This is a genomic window from Streptoalloteichus hindustanus, assembly GCF_900129375.1.
Classification (GTDB): Bacteria; Actinomycetota; Actinomycetes; order Mycobacteriales; family Pseudonocardiaceae; genus Streptoalloteichus; species Streptoalloteichus hindustanus.
The window spans coordinates 486,181-507,205 of the sequence record NZ_FQVN01000003.1 but is presented as its reverse complement, the minus strand read 5'-3'; the positions used below and the strand labels follow the sequence as shown (position 1 = coordinate 507,205).

Genomic DNA, 21,025 nt, shown 5'->3' with positions numbered 1-21,025 from the left:
CCTGTGCCTGTGCGGAACGTCCGCACCGGGTGGGCGTCGGGGGCGGCCCGGCCGGACCGGCGGGCCGCCCCCGACGCCGTTGACTTGTGCGGGACACCGGACCCGGTCGACGGGGCCGGTCAGCGTCCCTGCGTGGGCATCAGGGACGCGCTGGCCACGGCCGCCTCCGACGGGTCCGCCACGGGCGCGGAGCCCCCGGCGTCGACGGTGTCGCCGGTGTCCTGTCCGGACAGCGTGCCGAACACCGTCGCGCCCCGGTCAGCCGGCCCCACCCCGCGCCGCAGCACGGCGAAGAGCTCCCGGCCGGTGCCGACCCAGTCCGCGTCGGCGGCGGGCCCGTCCACCGCGGTCCGCCCGGCCAGCTCCGCGTCGGGCACCAGGACCTCCACCGTGCCCCGCTCGGCGTCCACCCGGACCACGTCGCCGTCGCGCACCAGGGACAGCGGCCCTCCCGCGGCCGCCTCCGGCGTGAGCTGGATGGCCGCCGGGATCTTGCCCGAGGCCCCGGACATCCGCCCGTCGGTCAGCAGCGCGACCCGGTGGCCGCGGTCCATCAGCACGCCGAGGGCGGGGGTGAGCCCGTGCAGCTCCGGCATGCCGTTGGCGCGCGGCCCCTGGTTGCGCAGGACGACCACCACGTCCTGGTCCAGCTCGCCGGCCCGGAACGCCGCGGTGAAGTCCGCCTGCGAGGTGAACACCCGCGCCGGCGCGAGCACCACGCGGTGCTCGGGCGCCACGGCGGACACCTTGATCACCGCCCGGCCCAGGTTGCCCTGCAGCAGGCGCAGGCCGCCGTCCGGGGCGAACGGCTCCGCGACGCCGCGCAGCACGTCGGTGTCCAGCGACCGCGTCGCGCCGTCCCGCCACACGAGCTGGTCGCCGTCCAGGAACGGCTGCTGGCGGTAGCGGTCGAGCCCGGGCCCGGCCACGGTGCGCACGTCGGGGTGCAGCAGTCCGGCGTCGAGCAGCTCGCCGACCAGGAACTGCACCCCGCCCGCGGCGTGGAAGTGGTTGATGTCCGCGCTGCCGTTCGGGTAGACGCGGGACAGCAGCGGGGTCACCGCCGACAGGTCGTCGAAGTCGTCCCAGGTCAGCTTGATGCCGGCCGCGGCGGCGATCGCCGGCAGGTGCAGGGTGTGGTTAGTGGAGCCGCCGGTGGCCAGCAACGCGACCACGCCGTTGACCACCGACTTCTCGTCGACGATCTGGGCGAGCGGGGTGTGCTCGCCCCCGCCGGACAGCTCGACCGCCCGACGGCCGGCATGCTCGGTCAGCGCGCGGCGCAGCGGGGTGCCGGGCTGCACGAAGCTCGCGCCCGGCAGGTGCAGGCCCATCACCTCGACCACGAGCTGGTTGGAGTTCGCGGTGCCGTAGAAGGTGCAGGTGCCCGGCGAGTGGTAGGAGGCGGCCTCGGCCTCCAGCAGGTCCTCCCTGGTGGCCCTGCCCTCGGCGAAGAGCTGCCGGATCCTGGCCTTCTCCTTGTTGGGCAGGCCGGAGGCCATCGGCCCGGCCGGCACCAGGATCGCCGGGAGGTGGCCGAAGGCCAGCGCGCCGATCAGCAGGCCCGGCACGATCTTGTCGCACACGCCGAGCAGCAGCGCGGCGTCGAACATCTCGTGCGACAGCGCCACGCCGGTGGCCATCGCGATGACCTCGCGGCTGAACAGGGACAGCTCCATGCCGGTGCGCCCCTGCGTGATGCCGTCGCACATGGCGGGGACGCCGCCGGCGAACTGGGCGACGCCGCCCGCCTCGCGGACCGCGGACTTCAGCCAGGCCGGGAACTCCAGGAACGGCTGGTGCGCGGAGAGCATGTCGTTGTAGGCGGACACGATCGCCACGCCGGGCTTGGTCGCGCCGCGCAGGGTCAGCTTGTCCTCGACGCCGCAGGCGGCGAAGCCGTGGGCGAGGTTGCTACACGGAAGCGCGGTGCGGGTGGGCTTGTCGCTGGCGGCCGCGGCCATCCGGTCCAGGTACGCCCGGCGGGTCCGCTCGCTCCGCGCGGCGACGCGCGCGGTGACCTCGGCGACCACGGGATGGAGCTGACTCATCCGACGTCTCCTCGTCGATCACTCGAACCTCGGCTGATCGGCGACGACGACGTTGGCGTCGCGAAGCGTTGCTCAGTTCACACGTTAGGGGCAGTGGGCCGCCAGCTCCAAACCGATACAGATGTCTAAACCAATTTGGGTTTCCCGGTCGGACGCCCCCCAACCGGGTGGTTCGGGGACGGCGCTGGTCGGAGCCGGAAACACCCGCTCGGAGCAGGTCCGGGGCCGGCGGGCGGGCCGCGCCCGACCCCGCCGGCGGCGGCTCCTTGCGATCACCGAGGGAATCTCGGCGTGTGGGGCTTGTCACACGCCGCGGGCGGGGGCAGAGTCGGCGCAGGCGCTGGAGAGGGGGTCGGCGCACGAACCGACTCGCGTCCCCAGGGACGCCACCACCGAGCCGGAGGTGTGCGACATGACCGTCACATCGGAGATGGCCGCCCTGCACCGGGCGATGGGCGAGTTGCGGCAGCGCGTGGGCGAGCTGCGCTCCCGGTACGGGGACGTGCCCCCGGTCCGCCGACTGGTCAACGACGTCGAGCGACTCGACATCGACGTGGCCGACCTCGGCGGGCTGCCCACCGCCCCCGCGCCCCGCACCGAGGGGAAGGGCCCGGAGATCGTGCACGTCCCGGACACCCCGTACGACCCGAAGCTGTGGCACGACGCCGACGACGAGGGCGTCGGCGGGTACCACCGGGAGTGACCCCGTCCCCCGCCCCTCGGCCCCTTCCCGCGGGACGCCCGCACCCGGTCGTCGCCCGCGGGTGGCGAACCGCTGCCTCCCGCGGACCGCTCCAGCGAACGAGGAGACCATGACCGCTCCCACCCAGGGCCCCGGCCGGGCGCGGATCGACGCGCGCACCCTGCGCACCGACCGGTGGTGGCTGCCGCCGCTGCTCACCTTCCTCGGCCTGACCACCTTCGTGATCTACGGCGTGATCCGCGCGTTCATGAACAAGTGGTACTGGGTGGGCGAGTACCAGTACCTCGCGCCCTTCTACTCGCCGTGCCTGAGCGAGGTCTGCGTGCCCGGCTCGGCGCACTGGGGGCGGTGGTTCCCCGACCTGGGGTTCCTGGTCACGCCGCCGCTGTTCGTGCTGCCGTTCGTGCTCGGGTTCCGGCTGACCTGCTACTACTACCGCAAGGCGTACTACCGGTCGTTCTGGTTGTCGCCCCCCGCGTGCGCGGTCGCCGAACCGCACCGCCGCTACACCGGAGAACGCCGGTTCCCGCTGATCCTGCAGAACGCGCACCGCTACTTCTTCTACACGGCGATCCCCGTCGCCGCGGTGCTCACCTACGACGTCGTGATCGCCTTCCACGGCGCGGACGGCGGGTTCGGCGTCGGGCTCGGCACGCTGGTCCTGCTGGCCAACGTGATCCTCATCTGGGCCTACACGCTGTCCTGCCACTCGTGCCGGCACATCGTGGGCGGCCGGCTCGCCCACTTCTCCCGGCACCCCGTCCGGTACTGGATGTGGACCAGGATCTCGTGGCTCAACGCCCGGCACATGCCGTTGGCCTGGCTGTCGCTGTTCTCGGTCGGCTTCGCCGACCTCTACGTGACCTTGGTGGCCAGCGGCGCCCTCGCCGATCCGCGCCTGTTCAACTGAGAACCGGTCAACTGAAAAGGGGATGGCCCGAGAATGACCGAGATCGAACGCCACGCCGTCGACGTCGTGGTGATCGGCGCTGGCGGGGCCGGGCTGCGGGCCGCCATCGAGGCACGCGCCAGGGGCATGCGCACGGCGGTGGTGTGCAAGTCGCTGTTCGGCAAGGCGCACACGGTCATGGCCGAGGGCGGCATCGCCGCCGCCATGGGCAACGTCAACCCGCACGACAACTGGCAGGTCCACTTCCGCGACACGATGCGCGGCGGCAAGTTCCTCAACAACTGGCGGATGGCGGAGCTGCACGCGCGGGAGGCGCCGGACCGGGTCTGGGAGCTGGAGACCTACGGCGCGTTGTTCGACCGCACCAAGGACGGTCGGATCAGCCAGCGCAACTTCGGCGGGCACGAGTACCCCCGCCTGGCGCACGTCGGCGACCGCACCGGCCTGGAGCTGATCCGGAGCCTCCAGCAGCAGGTGGTCTCCCTGCAGCAGGCCGACTTCCGGGAGTTCGGCGACTACGAGGCCGGACTGCGGGTCTTCGCCGAGTGCACGGTCACCGACCTGCTCATGGACGGGGGACGCGTCGCCGGGGCGTTCGGCTACTGGCGGGAGAGCGGCCGGTTCGTGGTGTTCGAGGCGCCGGCGGTCGTCCTGGCCACCGGCGGCATCGGCAAGTCCTTCAAAGTGACCTCGAACTCCTGGGAGTACACCGGCGACGGGCACGCGCTCGCCCTGCGCGCCGGCGCCCGCCTGATCAACATGGAGTTCGTCCAGTTCCACCCCACGGGCATGGTCTGGCCGCCCAGCGTCAAGGGAATCCTGGTCACCGAGTCGGTGCGCGGCGACGGCGGCGTGCTGCGCGACGCCGAGGGCCGGCGGTTCATGTTCGACTACGTCCCCGAGGTGTTCAAGGACAAGTACGCCGACAACGAGGCCGAGGCCGACCGCTGGTACACCGACCCCGACCACAACCGCCGGCCGCCCGAGCTGCTGCCCCGTGACGAGGTGGCCAGGGCGATCAACGCCGAGGTCAAGGCCGGGCGCGGGTCGCCGCACGGCGGGGTGTTCCTGGACGTGTCCAGCCGCCTGCCGGCCGCCGAGATCATCCGGCGGCTGCCGTCCATGCACCACCAGTTCCGCGAGCTGGCCGACGTGGACATCACGCGGGAGGCGATGGAGGTCGGGCCGACCTGCCACTACGTGATGGGCGGCGTCGAGGTCGACCCGGACACCGCCGGCTCGCGGGTGCCGGGGCTGTTCGCGGCCGGCGAGGTGGCCGGCGGCATGCACGGCTCCAACCGGCTCGGCGGCAACTCCCTGTCCGACCTCCTGGTGTTCGGGCGGCGGGCCGGCGTCGGCGCCGCCGCCTACGTGGCGTCGCTCGGCCAGCACAAGCCGGCGGTGGCGGCCCGCGACGTCGACGAGGCCCAGCGCCGCGCGTTGGCCCCGTTCGGCGGCTCCCCGGCGGACGGCCCACCCGAGAACCCCTACACGCTGCACGTGGAGTTGCAGCAGGTGATGAACGACCTGGTCGGGATCATCCGGCGCAGCGACGAGATGGAGCTGGCGGTCAAGAAGCTCGACGAGCTCAAGCGCCGGGCCCGCAACGTCGCCGTCGAGGGCCACCGGCAGTACAACCCCGGGTGGCACCTCGCCCTCGACCTGGCGAACATGCTCGCGGTCAGCGAGTGCGTGGCGCGGGCCGCCCTGGAGCGGACCGAGAGCCGCGGCGGGCACACCCGCGACGACTTCCCCCAGATGGACCCCGAGTGGCGTCGCGCCCTGCTCGGCTGCGAGCTGGTCGCCGACCCGGCCGGCGAGGTGCGCGTCTCCCGGCACGAGCAGCCGCTCCTGCGGCCCGACCTGTTGGCCCTGTTCGACCTGGCCGAGCTGCGGAAGTACTTCCTGGACGACGAGCTGACCGGCCACCCCGCCTGGCGGGCGTGACCCGACCCCCGACCCCGACGCGTGCCGGCGGCGGTCCCGCCGGGCGAGAGGACGACGAATGGGCTACGAGGCGCACTTCCGGGTGTGGCGGGGCGACGCCGGCGCCGGCGAGCTGCGTGACTTCCGGGTCGAGGTCAACGAGGGCGAGGTGGTGCTCGACGTCATCCACCGGCTCCAGGCCACCCAGTGCCCGGACCTGGCCGTGCGGTGGAACTGCAAGGCGGGCAAGTGCGGCTCCTGCTCGGCCGAGATCAACGGGCGCCCGCGGCTGCTGTGCATGACGCGGATGTCGGTCTTCGCCGAGGACGAGACGGTGACGGTGACCCCGATGCGCTCCTTCCCGGTCGTGCGCGACCTGGTGACGGACGTGTCGTTCAACTACGAGAAGGCCAGGGAGATCCCGTCCTTCCACCCGCCGACCGGCACCGCCCCCGGCGAGTACCGGATGCGCCAGGTGGACGTGGAGCGGTCCCAGGAGTTCCGCAAGTGCATCGAGTGCTTCCTGTGCCAGAACACCTGTCACGTCATCCGCGACCACGACGACAACAAGCGCGCCTTCTCCGGGCCCCGCTACCTGATGCGGGTGGCGGAGCTGGAGATGCACCCGCTCGACAGCCACGGCGAGACCGGCGGGGACCGGCGCGAGCTGGCCCAGGCCGAGCACGGCCTGGGCTTCTGCAACATCACCAAGTGCTGCACCGAGGTCTGCCCCGAGCACATCAGGATCACGGACAACGCGTTGATCCCGTTGAAGGAACGCGTCGTGGACCGCCACTACGACCCGCTGTTCGGGCTGTTCCGCCGGCGGAAGGACTAGCGGTGGCGGACCCCGTGCGTCGCGGGGGTTTCCGCTCAGCCGGCCCCGTCCGCGGCGCCGTCCTGCCCAGCGGCGCCGCGGCTGTGCTTGCCCTGCGGGTGGCCGCCCTTGGGGCGGTTGACGCTGGACGGCCGTTGCTCCTGGTCGGTCGGGGCGGAGGGCGAGGCCGCGAGGCTGGCGGCGCCGACGAGCACGCCCAGAAGGCCGGCGGCGGCCACCCAGCGCACCGACGGACGGCGAAGCCACCGGGCCACCGCACGGCGCGGTGTCGGTGACGGTGTCTGTGTCGAAGGAGCCTCGCTCGGGGTGCGGGTCGGGCGGGGCGGCATGGTCGGGGCCAGCGCCGAATCCGCCCGTCCCGCGTCGCCGGTCCCACCCTCGAACTGTCCACTGTGGACTGAGGATGGGCGGTCGTCGTGGCGCGCGACGAGGTCGGTGGTCGGTCGGTGTCCGTGGGGGGTGTCGTGCGGCATGGCGTGCTCCTCCGCTTCGCCATCGACCCGGTGATCTCCGTCCGGCTCCACCGTGCCCGCCCAACCTGAGCGCTGGCTGAGACGGCGCCGATGATCCCTGATCGGGTGGTGGGAGCGGAGCGAGGCGCGCCACCCGCCCCGGCCGCCCGCTGGACAGCGCGATCACGGCTGGGAACGATGCTGGCTCATGCGCAAGGCGTTGGTCACGCTGATCGCCGGGGTGGTCGCCGGCGTGTTCTTCCTGCTGTGGTGGGAGGGCGAGAAGAACGACCCACCGCCCCGGCCCCCGGCCCAGGCGTCCGCCGCGCCGCCGACGACCGCCACCACGACCCCGCCGCTGGTGCCCAACTCGCCGACCTACTCGCGGATCTCCCAGCGCGGCAAGCTGGTCGTCGGCGTGCGGGCCAACAAGCAGGGCTGGGCCTTCCGCGACCCCAACACCCAGGAGCACAGCGGCTTCGAGGTGGAGATCGCCCGCGTCCTGGCCGCCGGCCTGCGGGTGGACCCGGCGAAGATCGAGTTCAAGCCGCTGCCCGGCCCGCTCGGCGTCGGCGCGGTCGCCAGCCACGACCTCGACCTGCTGCTCGGCGGCGCGGGGGAGAGCGACGCCCAGCAGGGCCGGGTCGCCCTCGCCGGCCCCTACCTGGTCAGCGGCGGGCAGTCCCACTTCGTCGCGGTCTCCGCCAAGGACAAGCCGTTCCAGACCAAGATCGACGAACTGCTGCGCGCCGCGGTGCGCGACGGCCGGTGGCAGCGGGCGTTCGACGCGACGCTCGCCCCCCTCGGCGTGACCGGGACGCCGCCGGAGGTTTCGTCAACGACGGCAACGACCGGTGGAACGACTCCCGAGACGAGCGCCGGGAGCCCCACGCCGACCTCCCGGTGAGAAGCCGACGGGCCGGCCGGGAGAGTTCCCGACCGGCCCGTCGTGAGAGCGTGCGCGCCCGCCTCAGGCGCCGCTGGCGTCGCCGGTCTTCGTCTCGGCCAGGTGCACGTCCTGCTGCTCGATGTGATCTTCCCGCACTCCGGCCGGAGGCCGGCCCCGTCGCGACAGGCGCTTCTCCAGCCGGGCCGCGAGCTGGGTGAGGACCGTGTTGATGGCGATGTACAGCACCGCGATCACGATCAGCGTCGGGATCGTGTTGTTGTAGTTGTTCGCGATCAGCTTGTACTGGCTCAGCAGGTCCGGCAGCGTGAGCAGCGCGCCGCCGAGCGCGGTGTCCTTGAGCACCACGACGAGCTGGCTGACGATCGCCGGCAGCATCGCCGTGACCGCCTGCGGCAGCAGGATCAGCGTCATGGTCTGGGTCTTGCGGAAGCCCAGCGCCAGCGACGCCTCGCTCTGCCCCTTCGGCAGCGACTGGATGCCCGCCCGCACCACCTCGGCCAGCACCGAGCCGTTGTAGAGCACCAGCGCCGTCACCACCGCCCAGAACGGGCGGCTGTCCGCCGAGACGTCGGTGAACAGGAAGTAGAACTCGCTGGCGAAGATCATCAGGATCAGCACCGGGATGGCGCGGAAGAACTCCACCACCACACCGGCGACCGCCCGCACCCACGCGTGGTCGGACAACCGCGCGATGCCGAAGACCGCGCCGACCGGCAGGGCGATCACGATCGCGACCGCCGCGGCCTGGAGCGTGGTGCCCATGCCGGGCAGCAGGAACTCCGACCAGATGCGCGAGTCGGTGACGAACGGCTCCCACAGCTGCCCGTCGAGCTGGCCCTTGTCGTTGAGCCCGCTCAGCACGAACCAGGCCACCGCGACCAGCGCGAGGCAGAACGCGACGGTGTAACCGACGTTGCGGGCCCTGGCCCTGGGGCCGGGCGCGTCGTAGAGGACCGAGGGAGCGCTCACCGCTTCACCGCCACCTTCTTGGCCACCCAGCCCAGCAGCAGGCCGGTCGGCAGGGTCAGCACCACGAACCCGACCGCGATCGAGGCGAACACCAGGAACAGCTTGTCGCTCTCGTTCTCGATCATCTCGCTCATCAGCAGCGACGCCTCGGCGACGCCGATCGCGCTGGCCACCGTCGTGTTCTTGGTCAAGGCGATCAGCACGCTGGCCAGCGGGGCGATCACCGCCCGGAACGCCTGCGGCAGCACCACGATCCCCAGCGTCTGGCCGAACCGCAGGCCCAGCGCGCGGGCCGCCTCGGCCTGCCCGACCGGGACCGTGTTGATGCCGGCCCGCAGCGACTCGCAGACGAACGTCGCGGTGTAGGCGACGAAGCCGAGCACGGCGAGCCGGAAGTTGTTGTCCTTCAGGAAGGTGCCCGAGGTGTCGTCGGCCAGCGCCAGCCCGAGCGTGGAGTACAGCCCGAGCGAGGCGCCGATGATGATCAGCGTGAGCGGCGTGTTCCGGACCAGGTTGACGTAGGCGGTGCCGAAGGCCCGCATCACCGGCACCGGACTCACCCGCATCGCCGCCAGGACCGTGCCCCAGACGAGCGAGCCGATCGCGGAGAACACGGTGAGCTGCACGGTCACCCAGAAGGCGCCGAGCAAGTCGTACCTGCTCAGGAAGTCCACCAGAGCTCCTACGGGTCGAACGGCGACGGGCCGGCGCGCCGGGCGGGTGTCCCCGGGGGACACCCGCCCGGTGTCCTGCGGGGGACACTCACACCCGGAGCGACCGGCCCGTCGCCCTCAGCCGAATCGGGAAATCACTTCTCGGAGACGGTGGGCGGGTCCGGGATCTTGTACCCGGCCGGCCCGACGTGCTTCTCCAGCGACGCCTTCCACGCGCCGTCGGAGATCATCTTCTCGATGGCCTTGTTGATCGCGTCCCGGCCCTCGGCGTCGCCCTTCTTCAGACCGATGCCGTACTTCTCCTCGGTGAAGACCTTGCCGACGAGCTTGAACTTGCCCGGGTTCTGGGCGGCGTAGCCGGCCAGGATGACCGCGTCCGTGGTCAGCGCGTCGAGCTTGCCGGTGGACAGGCCGGTCAGGCACTCGGAGTAGCCGCCGTACTCCTGCAGCTCGGCCTGCTGGGAGAAGTCAGTCTTGATCTTCTGGGCCGGGGTGGAGCCCTTCACCGAGCACAGCTTCTTGCCGTTGAGGGCGTCCGGCCCGGTGATGTCGGTGTTGTCCGCGCGCACCAGGAGGTCCTGGCCGGTCACGAAGTACGGGCCGGCGAAGGAGACCTTCTCCTTGCGCTTGTCGTTGATCGAGTAGGTGCCGACGACGTAGTCGACCTCGCCCTTCTCGATCATGTTCTCGCGCTGGGCGGACTCGGCCTTCTTGAACTCGATGTTGCCCTCGTCGACGCCGAGCTGCTTGGCGACGTACCGGGCGACGTCGATGTCGAAGCCCTCGAACTTGCCGTCCGGCGTCTTCTGGCCGAGGCCCGGCTGGTCGAACTTGATGCCGACCGTCAGCTTCTTGGTGTCCTTGGCCCGCTGGGCCAGCGACTTGCCGCTCGTGCCGCCGCCACCGCCGCCACAGGCGGCGGCCAGCGCCAGCGCGGCCACGGCGGCGCCAACGCGCAGCATCCGGGTGAACCGCATTCTGCTGTTCCCTCCGATCGTTCGACACCGGGGCGCGCACGCCCCGTCCGGGTCCCTGGTGGGTGGACCTAGTGGGTGAGGATCTTGCCGAGGAAGTCCCTGGCCCGCGCCGACTTCGGCGCGCCGAAGAACTCCTCCGGGGTGGCGTCCTCGACCACCTCGCCGTCCGCCATGAAGAGCACGCGGTCGGCGGCCTTGCGGGCGAAGCCCATCTCGTGGGTGACGACGAGCATCGTCATGCCCTCCGCGGCCAGCGTGGTCATCACGTCCAGCACCTCCTGGACCATCTCCGGGTCCAGGGCGGAGGTCGGCTCGTCGAAGAGCATCACCTTCGGCCGCATGGCCAGCGCGCGGGCGATGGCCGCCCGCTGCTGCTGTCCGCCGGACAGCTGCGCCGGGTACTTGTCGGCCTGGGTCGCGATGCCGACCCGCTCCAGCAGCTCCAGCGCGGTGCGCCGGGCCTCGTCCTTGCCCACGCCGCGCACCCGCACCGGGGCGAGCATGACGTTCTCGACGATCGTCTTGTGCGCGAACAGGTTGAACTGCTGGAACACCATGCCGACCTCGGCGCGCAGCTTGGCGAGCGCGCGGCCCTCGGCGGGCAGCGGCTGGCCGTCGACCTCGATCGTGCCCTTGTCGATCGGCTCCAGCCGGTTGATGGTCCGGCACAGCGTCGACTTGCCCGAGCCCGATGGCCCGAGGACCACGACGACCTGGCCCTTCGGCACCTCGAGGTCGATGTTCCTGAGCACGTGCAGCGGCCCGAAGAACTTGTCCACCCCCGACATCCTGATCATGGGGGTGGCCGCGGCGGCTGCGGTCATCGAGATCCTCCCTGCGAGGGCGGCGGAGTCATCGGGTGGAATGTCGCGGGGACGTTAGGTGGCGTCGGACACAACAGTCCAGGCGACTTGAGCAAGACTTAGGGTTTCAACTGGGTCACAGCCGCGTCCCCCGATCGTTCGGCCAGCCGGCGTCGCACGGCGTCCGCGCTGGTCGCGGGGGTCGCGCTTCGTTCGGGAGGGGGTCCCTTGCGGGTGCTGTTGGTCGAGGACGACCACCGCGTGGCCGAGGCGCTGCAGCCCGCCCTGGCCAGGCAGGGCATGGCGGTGCGGTGGGTGGGCTCTGGGCGGGCCGCGCTGGACAACCTGGCCGACGTCGACGTGGTGCTGCTGGACCTGGGCCTGCCCGACCTGGACGGCCTGGAGGTCTGCCGGCGCATCCGGGTGGTCAGCGACGTCCCGGTGATCGTGGTGTCGGCCAGGGGCGAGGTGGACGACCGCATCCTGGGCCTGCACTCCGGCGCGGACGACTACCTGGTCAAGCCGTACGACGTGGGGGAGCTGGTGGCCCGCGTGCACGCGGTCAGCCGGCGGCGGCGGGCGGTCGACGCCGAGCCGGTCGGCCCGGTCCGGGTGGGCGACGTCGAGGTCCAGCTCGAACGGCACGAGGTGACGGTGGCCGGCGCGGCCGTCGTGCTGTCCCGCAAGGAGTTCCAGGTGCTGGCGATCCTGGCCGCGGCCAGGGGCGCGGTGTGCAGCCGGGAGCGGATCATCGCCGAGGTGTGGGGCAAGACCTGGCCGGGGGCGAACCGCACGCTCGACGTGCACGTGGCGACGCTGCGGACCAAGCTCGGCCGCCCCCAGCTCGTGCAGACCGTCCGGGGCGTCGGCTACCGCCTGGCGCTGGACTGACCGGGGGAGGCGCGGGTGCGCAGCCGGCTGCTCGCGATCGTGCTGACCCTGTTGGCGTTGGTGCTGGTCGGTCTGGGGGTCCCGTTGGCCGGCAGCATCGCCGGCGCGGCCCAGCAGGAGCTGTTCCTGGACCGGCAGGGCGACACGCTGCGCTTCGCCGCGATCGCGCAGCAACCGCTGGTCGAGGGCAGCGACGAGGTGACCGCGGGGCTGCGCGCGGAGCTGCAGCGCTACCAGCAGCTCTACGGCGTGGTCGCGGCGGTGGTGGACGCCGACCGCAAGCTGCTGGTGGCCTCGGGGGAGGGGTTCGACCCGAACCAGGAGGGCCTGCGGGAGCGGATCGACGTGGCGCTGGCCGGGCGGCCGTCCGAGCCCTACGGGCTGTTCCTGCCGTGGGACGAGCGGCCCATGGTGGTGGCCGAGCCGATCGTGGTCGGCAGCCGGCCCAGCGGCGCGGCGGTCACCATCTCGTCGACCAGCTCCCTGCGGCAGCGGGTCCTGGTGATCTGGCTGGTGCTGCTCGCGGCCGGGCTGCTCGTCCTCGCGGCGGCGGCGACCTCGTTCGCGGTGCCCGTCGTGCGGTGGCTGCTGCGGCCCGTGCAGCGGTTGGACGCCGCCACGCACCGCGTCGCCGAGAGCGTGGCCAGGGGGCGCCCGGCCGAGCCGGTCGGCGCGTCGTCGGGGCCGGTCGAACTGCGCCGGCTCACCAGGGCCTTCGACCGGATGGCCGCCTCGGTCGCCGACGCCATGGCGGCGCAACGCGCGTTCGTCGCCGACGCCTCGCACCAGCTCCGCAACCCGCTCACCGCGTTGCGGCTGCGGCTGCACAACCTCGACGGGCACGTGGACGCCGAGGCCGAGCCGCACTACGTGGGCGCCACGGAGGAGGTCGAGCGGCTGGCCACCGTGCTCGACGACCTGCTGGCGCTGGCGCGTGCCGAGGCCGCGGGCCGCGACGTGGAGCCGGTCGACGTCGACGCGGTGGTCGCCGACCGGCTGGAGTCCTGGCAGACGCTGGCCGAGGTGCGGGCGGTCCGGTTCCGGCGGGCCGGGGAGCTCGGCCTGGTGGCGCTCGCCCCCGCCGGGGTGCTGGACACCGTGTTGGACGCGGTGCTGGACAACGCGGTGAAGTTCACGCGCGAGGGCAGCGAGGTGGTCGTCTCGACCCGGCGGACGGAGGACGGTGTCGAGCTGGCGGTGCGGGACCACGGCCCGGGGCTGACCGCGGACGAGCTGGCGCGGGCGACCGACCGGTTCTGGCGCTCGCCCGCGCACCAGAACGTGCCCGGTTCGGGGCTGGGCCTGGCGATCGTGCGCACGCTCGTGGAGCGCGCGGGCGGCGGGCTCCGGCTGGAGCTGCCGGGCCCCGACGATCCGGACGGGCCTGGCGGCCTGCGGGTCGTGCTCCGCCTCCCCGAGCGGGTGCGTTGATCTTTGGTGACGCGGCCGTTGGCTCCGAGTCTCAGCGCGCTCGTGCGGGCGGACGGACGCCTCGCGCGCGACACCTCCTATGTATTGGGGGAACCCCCACTTCCAGTGTTTCAGGGCGGACTGACAGATTTCCCGGAGATTTGTCGACGCCGCAGGGAAAGCACTCCATCGAGTGGGTGTTGGCAGTGGGCTGAGTTCAACTGCCCCAAGAGGACAAAGCCTCGCGGGGAGAGCCGAACAGCCAGCGGCAGTACGACGGTGACTGCCGCGCGACGACGCAAACCTCGTGTTGTCGGGGAAAGCGGAGTCAAACCAGCGTTCCGACACCCAGTGCGTTCTCGGAGATCACCACGACCGCCGTGCGTGTCGGCGACCTGGCAAACGGTCGCCAGGCCCCGGTCCTGAGCCCGGCAGGTCCCTGCGCGAAGGGCGCCTCGATCTCCACCAGGCTCTGGCGCCGTCACCGCCGTCACCGCCGGCACCCGCAGGACCAGGCGATCTACGACCAGCCGGTTCTCATCCTGCTCTCAGCTTCCTGGTGCACGGTGGCTGCCATGGCACTTGGAGCACAAGGAGCGAGGCCGATGGTCAGGGGCGGCAGGTCCGGACGCCTGCGCCCCGACTGGCTGTGAACGACATGCGGGAGCTCGGTGCGCTCGACACCCAGCCCCTGCGGCCCGCCCAACACGCGCGAGCGGACACGAACACGGACACGAACACCCGGCGACCGAGACGGCGCCGACGCCTCGGCCCCTGGCATGGACGTGACGTGCTTCTCACGCTGGCCGCGCTGGCGGTCGCCGCGGCGCTGGCCGGCCACCGACTGGTCCCGGACGCCGGCGGCGTCGCCGTGCTGCTCGACAGCGGCCTGCCCTGGCTCGGGTTGCTCCTCCCGGTGCTCGCCGTCGTCGCGCTCGTGACGCGGGCGCGCCGCGGGCTCCTCGCGCTGGTGGCGCCCGTCCTCGTCTGGACCGTGATGTTCGGCACCGCGTTCCTGCCCGGCGCGGCCTCCGGCCCCGGCGACCTGAGCGTGATCACCCAGAACCTCTACGCCGGCAACCCCGACCCGCGGCGCACGCTCGCCGAGCTGGCCGACCGGGGCGCCGACCTCGTGGCCGTGCAGGAGATGGCGAACCGGTCCGCGGCGACCGCCCTGGACGAGGCGTACCCGCACCACGTCGTCGTCGGCACGGTCGGGCTGTGGAGCCGGCATCCCATCCGGGACCACCGCCCGCTGGACCTCGGCCTCGGCTGGCCGCGCGCCCTGCGCGCCCGGGTCGCGACACCGGGTGGCGACGTCGTCGTCCTGGTGGCGCACCTCGGCTCGGCCCGACCCGGCGCGACCACCGACCGGGACCGCAGCCTCGCCGGCCTCGCCGAGGCCGTCCGCGCGGAGGGGCCGCGCCTGCTCGTGCTCGGCGACCTCAACACCGCCAGCACCGACCGCCGGATGGGCAGCCTGACCGACGCCCTGCGCGACGCCCAGCGCGAGGCGGGCACCGGACTCGGGTTCACCTGGCCGGCCGCGTTCCCGGTCACCCGCCCCGACCACGTGCTGTTCCGGGGCCTCACCGCCGTCGACGCCGACGTGGTCCGCACCGACGGCAGCGACCACCGGGCGGCCACCGCCCGGTTCGCGCTCCGAGGCCCCACGTCCTAGTGCTTCTTCACGTCGCGGTAGTAGCGCTCGGCGCCGGGGTGCAGCGGCAGCGGGGCGGTGCCGATGGCCGCCCGCACCCCGATCGTCGCGGCCGCCGCGTTGGCCCTGGCCAGCCCGCCGAGCGAGGCGAACAACCCCCTGGTCAGCGCCTCGGCGAGATCGTCCGGCATGTCCGCCCGCACCAGCAGGAGGTTGCGCACCACCAGCGCGGTCACCGGCTCGCCGCGCCGGTAGGTCGACGCGGGGATGGTCCCCTGGTCGTACACGCGGTACTGCCGGCGCAGCCCGGGCAGCACCTCCCTCAGGTCCAGCAGCCGGACCGGCATCGCCTCGGCCAGCCGCCGCACCCCCAGCGTCGGCAGCCCGCCCGACCAGAAGAACCCGTCGATCCGGCCGGCCAGCATCTCCCGCACCGACTCGTCGATGCTCAGCCGCTCGATCGGCAGGTCCCGGTCGGGGTCCAGCTCGGCCTCCGCGAGCAGCCGGCGCGCGATCATCTGCACGCCCGAGCGCTCCGCGCCCATCGACAGCCGCATGCCCCGCAGCCCGGACAGCGTGGTGACGTTCGTGTCGCGGCGCACGACCACGTGCATGAAGTCGTCGTGCATCCGCGCGAGCGCGCACAGCGGCGGGTCGGGTGTGGGCTCGGCCGCCGCGTCGACCTGGCTGAACACCACGTCCACGCTCCGGTTGCGCAGCAGCTCGATGTTGGCCACCGAGCCGGCGGTCGTGCGCACCTCGGAGCGGACGCCCAACTGCTCGGCCCACGTGCCGGCCAGCGCCTGGCCCAGCGCGTAGTAGACGCCGTCGGCGCTGCCGGTGCCGATGGTCAGGCGGCTCGCCGGCGGGCGGGAGCCGGTGCAGCCCGCCGCGAGCAGCGGCAGGCCGCCCAACCCGGCCAATCCGGCCAGCGCGGCCAGCGCGGTTCGCCGCGGGATCGGGGGCACCAGGGCATTGTGCCCGCCCCGCGCCGTACCCTGGGAGGTCGGGAAGAAGGGGTTGAGGAGTGTCCCGGACCTACCAGATTCGCACCTACGGGTGTCAGATGAACGTGCACGACTCGGAGCGGCTGGCCGGGCTGCTTGAGGACGCCGGCTACGTCCGCGCGACCGACGAGGAGAACACGCCGGACGTCGTGGTCTTCAACACCTGCGCGGTCAGGGAGAACGCCGACAACCGCCTCTACGGCAACCTCGGCCACCTCCGCCCGGTGAAGAAGGACCACCCGGGCATGCAGATCGCCGTGGGCGGCTGCCTCGCGCAGAAGGACCGCGGCGAGATCGTCAGGCGCGCGCCGTGGGTGGACGTGGTGTTCGGCACGCACAACATCGGCTCGCTGCCGGTGCTGCTGGAGCGCGCCCGGCACAACGCCGAGGCGCAGGTCGAGATCCTGGAGTCGCTGGAGGTCTTCCCGTCCACGCTCCCCGCCCGCCGCGAGTCCTCCTACGCCGGCTGGGTGTCGATCTCCGTCGGGTGCAACAACAGCTGCACCTTCTGCATCGTGCCGTCGCTGCGCGGCCGGGAGAAGGACCGCCGGCCGGGCGACGTGCTCTCCGAGGTGCGGGCGCTGGTCGACGAGGGCGTGCTGGAGGTGACGCTGCTCGGCCAGAACGTCAACTCCTACGGCGTGGAGTTCGGCGACCGGTACGCCTTCGGCAAGCTCCTGCGGGCCTGCGGCGACGTCGACGGGCTGGAGCGGGTCCGCTTCACCTCGCCGCACCCCCGCGACTTCACCGACGACGTGATCGCCGCGATGGCGGAGACCCCCAACGTCTGCCACCAGCTCCACATGCCGCTGCAGTCCGGCTCCGACCGGCTCCTGCGGGTCATGCGCCGCTCCTACCGCTCCGACCGCTACCTGTCGATCATCGACAGGGTGCGCGCCGCGATGCCGGACGCGGCCATCACCACCGACATCATCGTGGGCTTCCCCGGCGAGACCGAGGAGGACTTCCAGGGCACCCTGGACGTCGTGCGCGCCGCGCGGTTCTCCAGCGCGTTCACGTTCCAGTACTCCAAGCGCCCCGGCACCCCGGCCGCCGACATGGACCAGCAGGTGCCGAAGGAGGTCGTCCAGGAGCGCTACGAGCGGCTGGTCGCCCTCCAGGACGAGATCGCCTGGGAGCTGAACCGGGAGCTGGTCGGGCGGACGGTGGAGGTGCTGGTGGCCGAGGGCGAGGGCCGCAAGGACGCCGAGACCCACCGGATGAGCGGCCGGGCGCGGGACGGCCGGCTGGTGCACTTCACGCCGGTGGGCGACGCCCTGTCCGGCGAGGTGCGCCCCGGCGACGTGGTGCGCACCGTGGTGACCTACGGCGCGCCGCACCACCTGGTCGCCGACGGCCCGCTCCTCGACCACCGCCGCACGCGGGCGGGTGACAACTGGGAGGCGGGGGTGCGGCCGAAGACGTCCGGCGTCACCCTCGGACTGCCCTCGTTCGGGCCGCCCGCGGCCCAACCAGCGCCGACAGGTGGGTGTTCGGTCCGATGAGCCACGCGTCCAGCCCCGGGGAGCCGACCGACCTGGCCCGGCTCCGCGCCGAGATCGACGCCGTCGAGCACGGCGTGCTGCGCCGGATCGAGCCGGGCGCGAAGGCGATGCTGGTGACGGTGTGCGTGGTCGCGCTGCTCGTCGCCGCGATCCTGCCCTGGGTCGGTGACACCACCGGCTGGCAGGTGCTGCTCGGCCAGGCCGCGCCGGGCCAGCGCGTCCACCTGGTGCCCGTGTTGTTCTCCGGGGCGGTCTTCCTGCTCGGCGGACTGCTCTCCGTGCTCACGCTCGCGACGCGCCGCTGGGCGCTGGCCTGGGCCAGCGCGTGGGGCTGCGCGTTCTCGACGGTGCTCGGCGCGCTCTCGGTGTGGACGCAGCAGACCGGGCGGATCCACGACCCGGGCCCCGGACCGGGCGCCGGCCTGATCGTCGCGGTGGCCGCGGTGTTCCTGCTGACGATCCAGTGGTTCCGCATCGCCTCGTCCCGCCCCACCGGCTGACCCCCTCGAACCGCCCGACGGACCCGGTCACGATCTCGTGGCCGGGTCCGTCGGCATTCGGGGCCGCTCCGCCGCGTGAATTCACCTGATTGCGTGTTTTTCGGCTCAGGTGCCCGCTCCGGCCGGAAAAAGTGTCAGACCCAGTCGGGGACACTGGAAATGGGGGGATCCCCCTAGCAAAGTCTGTAGTGCGGGTGCGGCCTAATTTTCGCAGGTCGTGAGGGGAGTGGGCCTCGCATGGCTCGCGCGGGAGTGCGGATTCACCTGATCTGGTTCTTCTGCCCCCTGTTGTCCTCGCCGGTGGACTTTTTGTCGGTGCCGGCCGGAACTCTGGAAATGGGGGGTTCACCCCTGGGGTAGATCCCTTGTAGGGAAGAAGAAGGCGGTGTTTCCGGGCCCGGGAAGGCTTGCGGCCCTGGGGGAGGATCGACCGGACGAACTCAAGACGGGGGCCCGGGACCGCAGCGCGGTCCCGGGCCCCCGTGGTGTCGTCGGTCAGCGGCTGCTGACGGCGGCCTCCGCTGCGGCCAGCCACTCCCGCCACTGCGCGGCCTGGGCCTCGGCCTGCTCGGCGCGGCGCCGGTCGCCGGCCGCGCGGGCCTTGGCCGCCTGCGACTCGAACTGCTCGACCCGCTCCCGGAACTGGGCGACCCTGGCCTCGGCCTCCGGGTCGGTGCGCCGCCAGTGGGCGTCCACCGCGGACCGCACCTTCTCCTCGACCGCGCGCAGCCGGCCCTCCAGCTCGCGGATCCGCTCCCTGGGCACCCGGCCGATCTGCTCCCACCGCTCCTGGACGCGGTACAGGTGCGCCCTGGCCGCCTCCAGGTCCGTCCTCGGGTCGATGTGCTCGGCCTCGGCGAGCAGCTCCTCCTTGAGCTTGGCGTTCTCGGAGAACTCCGCGTCCCGCTCGCTGAACGCCTCGGACCGGCGGGCGAAGAACCGGTCCTGGGCCGCCCGGAACTGCTGCCACAGGGCGTCGTCGGCGTCCTTCGGCGCCCGCCCCGCGGCCTTCCACTCCACCATCAGCTCCTTGTAGCGGCCCGCGGTGGGCCCCCACTCGGAGGACTCGGCCAGCTCCTCGGCCTCGGCGACGATCTCCTGCTTGCGGGCCCGCGCCGCGAGCCGCTGCCGGTCCAGCTCGGCGAAGTGCGAGCCCCGCCGCCGGTTGAACGCGTCCCTGGCCCGGGAGAAGCGCTTCCAGAGCTGCTCGTCGGTCTTGCGGTCGACGCCGCGGACCGCCTTCCACTCGTCCAGCATCCCGCGCAGCCGGTCGCCGGCCGCCTTCCACTGGGTGGCCTCGGCGGCGATCCGCTCGGCCTCCTCGACCAGTGCCTGCTTGCGGGCCACCGCCTCGGCGCGGGCGTGGTCGCGGGCGACCTTGGCGGCCTCGACCGCCTCCTCGGCCCTGATCACCAGGTAGTCGGCCTTGGCGGCCAGGGTGACCAGGTCGCCGACCACCGACGCGTCGGCCAGGCTGTCCCGCAGGTGCTTGGCGCTGTTCAGCGCCTGCTTCGGGTCGCCGGCCCCCGAGGCGAGCCGCGCCTGCAGCAGTTCGGCCTCGGTGCGGATGTCGTCGAACCGGCGCGCGTAGTGCGCCAGGCCCTCGGCCGGCTCGCCGGCCTGCCACGAGCCCACGGCCCGCTCGCCCTCCGCGGTCCGCACGTACACGGTGCCGTCGGCGTCCACCCGACCCCAGCGTCCGGGGTTGTCGGACGCGACCGGCACGTGGGGCGCCGGCTGCGCGGTGTCCCCTTGCGCCGGAGACCGCTGCTCCCCAGCCTGCTGAACGCCACCGTCCCGGTCCGTGGTCTCCGGGGCCGTGGTCTCCGGGGTCGTTCCGTGCTCGGTCATGCCGGCTTCCTCCTCGCCTGCCCACCTCGTGCCCGCGCGTCGCGGGCGCCCCGCGCCGCGGGGCCTGCGCCACCGGGGACACCGTGGGCGCCGTCTGCCCGAGTTGTCCCCGTGCGCGCATTCAAACAGGTCACAGCGCGCCCCGGTACTCCGATCCCGATTCCGGGTCCGATCTCGCGGCGGCGGCCCCCGGCGGTCGCCGGCTAGCCTGCCCGAGTGATCGTCGGAGCCGCGGCGCTGCCGCACCCGCCGTTGTTGGTGCCCGAACTGGTCGCGGGCGCGGCCGACCGGACCGAGCCGGTCCGCGCCGCCTGTCTGGCGGCCGCGCGCCGGCTGGCCGCGCGGTCACGCGACTGGGTGGCCGTGGCGGCCGACCTGGCCGGGCCGGTGGCGGTCGGGCCGACCACGCGCGGCACGTTCCGCGGGTTCGGGGTGGACGTGCCGGTCGCGCTCGGCCCCGAGGCCGGCGACGTCGACCCGGAACTGCCGCTGCCCGCCCTCGTCGCCGGCTGGCTGCGCGGTCGGGTGGACGCCGGGTCGGTGCGCGTCGAGCTGGTCCCGCCCGACCTGTCGGTCGACGAGTGCCGCCGGCTGGGCGCGGACCTGGCCGCGCGTCCCGAGCCGGTCGGCCTGCTCGTCCTGGGCGACGGGTCGGCCCGCCACCCGGACCGGGCGCCCGGCCGGCCGGACTCCCGCGCGCCCGAGTTCGACGGACGGGTGCGGGACGCGCTGGCGGCGGCGGACGCCCCCGCCCTGCTGGCGTTGGACGTCGCGACGGCCGACGAGCTGGTCGTCGGCGGTCGGGCCGCCTGGCAGGTGCTGGCCGGGGCGGTGCTGGCCGACGGCCGGCGCTGGCGGGGTGAGCTGCTGTACTCGGACGCGCCGCTCGGCGTCGGCTACCACGTCGCCGTGTGGGACCCGGAGGACTGAGCGGCGGCGGCGGGTGAGCACCGCGGCGGCCCGCGGCGGTGGCATCTCTGGAGGCCAC

Annotated in this window: 19 protein-coding genes; 11 read left to right on the top strand and 8 right to left on the bottom strand. The window is 73.1% G+C overall.

The features are described from left to right. Window positions 1-119: 119 nt before the first annotated feature. Window positions 120-2,051, bottom strand: a complete 1,932-nt coding sequence (edd, locus tag BUE43_RS11495) for a phosphogluconate dehydratase (RefSeq protein ID WP_073481948.1) — start codon at window positions 2,049-2,051, stop codon at window positions 120-122. Between the two features lie 412 nt (window positions 2,052-2,463). Here edd and BUE43_RS11490 point away from each other — a divergent pair, with 412 nt between their 5' ends. The 4 genes from BUE43_RS11490 (at window position 2,464) to BUE43_RS11475 (ending at window position 6,428) form a co-directional block, all read left to right on the top strand. Next, on the top strand, window positions 2,464-2,754 hold the full coding sequence (locus tag BUE43_RS11490; RefSeq protein ID WP_073481946.1) for a hypothetical protein: 291 nt from the start codon (window positions 2,464-2,466) through the stop codon (window positions 2,752-2,754). Between the two features lie 109 nt (window positions 2,755-2,863). Next, window positions 2,864-3,664 carry a hypothetical protein gene (locus BUE43_RS11485; RefSeq protein WP_073481943.1) on the top strand — a complete coding sequence of 267 codons (801 nt, stop codon included), beginning with the start codon at window positions 2,864-2,866 and terminating at the stop codon, window positions 3,662-3,664. Between the two features lie 33 nt (window positions 3,665-3,697). Then, window positions 3,698-5,611 (top strand): fumarate reductase/succinate dehydrogenase flavoprotein subunit, encoded by a 1,914-nt coding sequence (locus BUE43_RS11480; protein ID WP_073481940.1) that lies wholly within the window; start codon window positions 3,698-3,700, stop codon window positions 5,609-5,611. A 58-nt stretch (window positions 5,612-5,669) separates the two neighbouring features. Then, entirely contained in the window at window positions 5,670-6,428 is a 759-nt protein-coding gene (locus tag BUE43_RS11475) for a succinate dehydrogenase/fumarate reductase iron-sulfur subunit (protein ID WP_073481939.1), read from the top strand. Between the two features lie 35 nt (window positions 6,429-6,463). Here the strand turns inward: BUE43_RS11475 and BUE43_RS11470 are convergent, their stop codons facing one another. Next, window positions 6,464-6,655, bottom strand: a complete 192-nt coding sequence (locus BUE43_RS11470; RefSeq protein WP_143174087.1) for a hypothetical protein — start codon at window positions 6,653-6,655, stop codon at window positions 6,464-6,466. Window positions 6,656-7,088: 433 nt separating this feature from the next. Between BUE43_RS11470 and BUE43_RS11465 the strand changes: the two genes are divergently transcribed. Beyond that, the gene (locus tag BUE43_RS11465; RefSeq protein ID WP_073481933.1) at window positions 7,089-7,787 is read left to right on the top strand and encodes a transporter substrate-binding domain-containing protein; all 699 of its coding nucleotides are present in this window, start codon (window positions 7,089-7,091) and stop codon (window positions 7,785-7,787) included. A 63-nt stretch (window positions 7,788-7,850) separates the two neighbouring features. Here the strand turns inward: BUE43_RS11465 and BUE43_RS11460 are convergent, their stop codons facing one another. From BUE43_RS11460 to BUE43_RS11445, 4 genes are all read right to left on the bottom strand, one after another. After that, window positions 7,851-8,759, bottom strand: coding sequence for an amino acid ABC transporter permease (locus BUE43_RS11460; protein WP_073481931.1), 909 nt, complete (start codon window positions 8,757-8,759; stop codon window positions 7,851-7,853). Next, window positions 8,756-9,436, bottom strand: coding sequence for an amino acid ABC transporter permease (locus BUE43_RS11455; RefSeq protein WP_073482663.1), 681 nt, complete (start codon window positions 9,434-9,436; stop codon window positions 8,756-8,758). Before BUE43_RS11455 ends, BUE43_RS11460 begins: the two co-directional genes overlap by 4 nt. A gap of 131 nt (window positions 9,437-9,567) precedes the next feature. Next, on the bottom strand, window positions 9,568-10,410 hold the full coding sequence (locus BUE43_RS11450) for a glutamate ABC transporter substrate-binding protein (RefSeq protein WP_073481928.1): 843 nt from the start codon (window positions 10,408-10,410) through the stop codon (window positions 9,568-9,570). Between the two features lie 68 nt (window positions 10,411-10,478). Next, entirely contained in the window at window positions 10,479-11,207 is a 729-nt protein-coding gene (locus tag BUE43_RS11445) for an amino acid ABC transporter ATP-binding protein (RefSeq protein WP_200797482.1), read from the bottom strand. 234 nt (window positions 11,208-11,441) lie between these two features. Between BUE43_RS11445 and BUE43_RS11440 the strand changes: the two genes are divergently transcribed. The 3 genes from BUE43_RS11440 (at window position 11,442) to BUE43_RS11430 (ending at window position 15,195) form a co-directional block, all read left to right on the top strand. Then, on the top strand, window positions 11,442-12,104 hold the full coding sequence (locus tag BUE43_RS11440) for a response regulator transcription factor (protein WP_073481923.1): 663 nt from the start codon (window positions 11,442-11,444) through the stop codon (window positions 12,102-12,104). Window positions 12,105-12,119: 15 nt separating this feature from the next. Beyond that, entirely contained in the window at window positions 12,120-13,535 is a 1,416-nt protein-coding gene (locus tag BUE43_RS11435; protein WP_073481920.1) for a sensor histidine kinase, read from the top strand. Window positions 13,536-14,304: 769 nt separating this feature from the next. Further along, entirely contained in the window at window positions 14,305-15,195 is an 891-nt protein-coding gene (locus BUE43_RS11430; RefSeq protein WP_073481917.1) for an endonuclease/exonuclease/phosphatase family protein, read from the top strand. On the opposite strand, the gene BUE43_RS11425 is transcribed toward BUE43_RS11430, so the two are convergent. Next, window positions 15,192-16,142, bottom strand: coding sequence for a TAXI family TRAP transporter solute-binding subunit (locus BUE43_RS11425; protein WP_234995661.1), 951 nt, complete (start codon window positions 16,140-16,142; stop codon window positions 15,192-15,194). The genes BUE43_RS11430 and BUE43_RS11425 overlap by 4 nt on opposite strands. 59 nt (window positions 16,143-16,201) lie before the next feature. Here BUE43_RS11425 and miaB point away from each other — a divergent pair, with 59 nt between their 5' ends. Together miaB and BUE43_RS11415 are read left to right on the top strand one after the other, a co-directional pair. Then, the gene (gene miaB / locus BUE43_RS11420; RefSeq protein WP_073481915.1) at window positions 16,202-17,686 is read left to right on the top strand and encodes a tRNA (N6-isopentenyl adenosine(37)-C2)-methylthiotransferase MiaB; all 1,485 of its coding nucleotides are present in this window, start codon (window positions 16,202-16,204) and stop codon (window positions 17,684-17,686) included. Beyond that, a complete protein-coding gene (locus BUE43_RS11415; RefSeq protein ID WP_073482659.1) occupies window positions 17,683-18,186 on the top strand; it encodes an Rv2732c family membrane protein in 504 nt (167 codons plus the stop codon). Before miaB ends, BUE43_RS11415 begins: the two co-directional genes overlap by 4 nt. 495 nt (window positions 18,187-18,681) lie before the next feature. On the opposite strand, the gene BUE43_RS11410 is transcribed toward BUE43_RS11415, so the two are convergent. After that, on the bottom strand, window positions 18,682-20,037 hold the full coding sequence (locus BUE43_RS11410; RefSeq protein WP_073481912.1) for a DUF349 domain-containing protein: 1,356 nt from the start codon (window positions 20,035-20,037) through the stop codon (window positions 18,682-18,684). Between the two features lie 216 nt (window positions 20,038-20,253). Here BUE43_RS11410 and BUE43_RS11405 point away from each other — a divergent pair, with 216 nt between their 5' ends. Further along, entirely contained in the window at window positions 20,254-20,967 is a 714-nt protein-coding gene (locus BUE43_RS11405; protein ID WP_073481909.1) for a class III extradiol ring-cleavage dioxygenase family protein, read from the top strand. Window positions 20,968-21,025 lie beyond the last annotated feature (58 nt).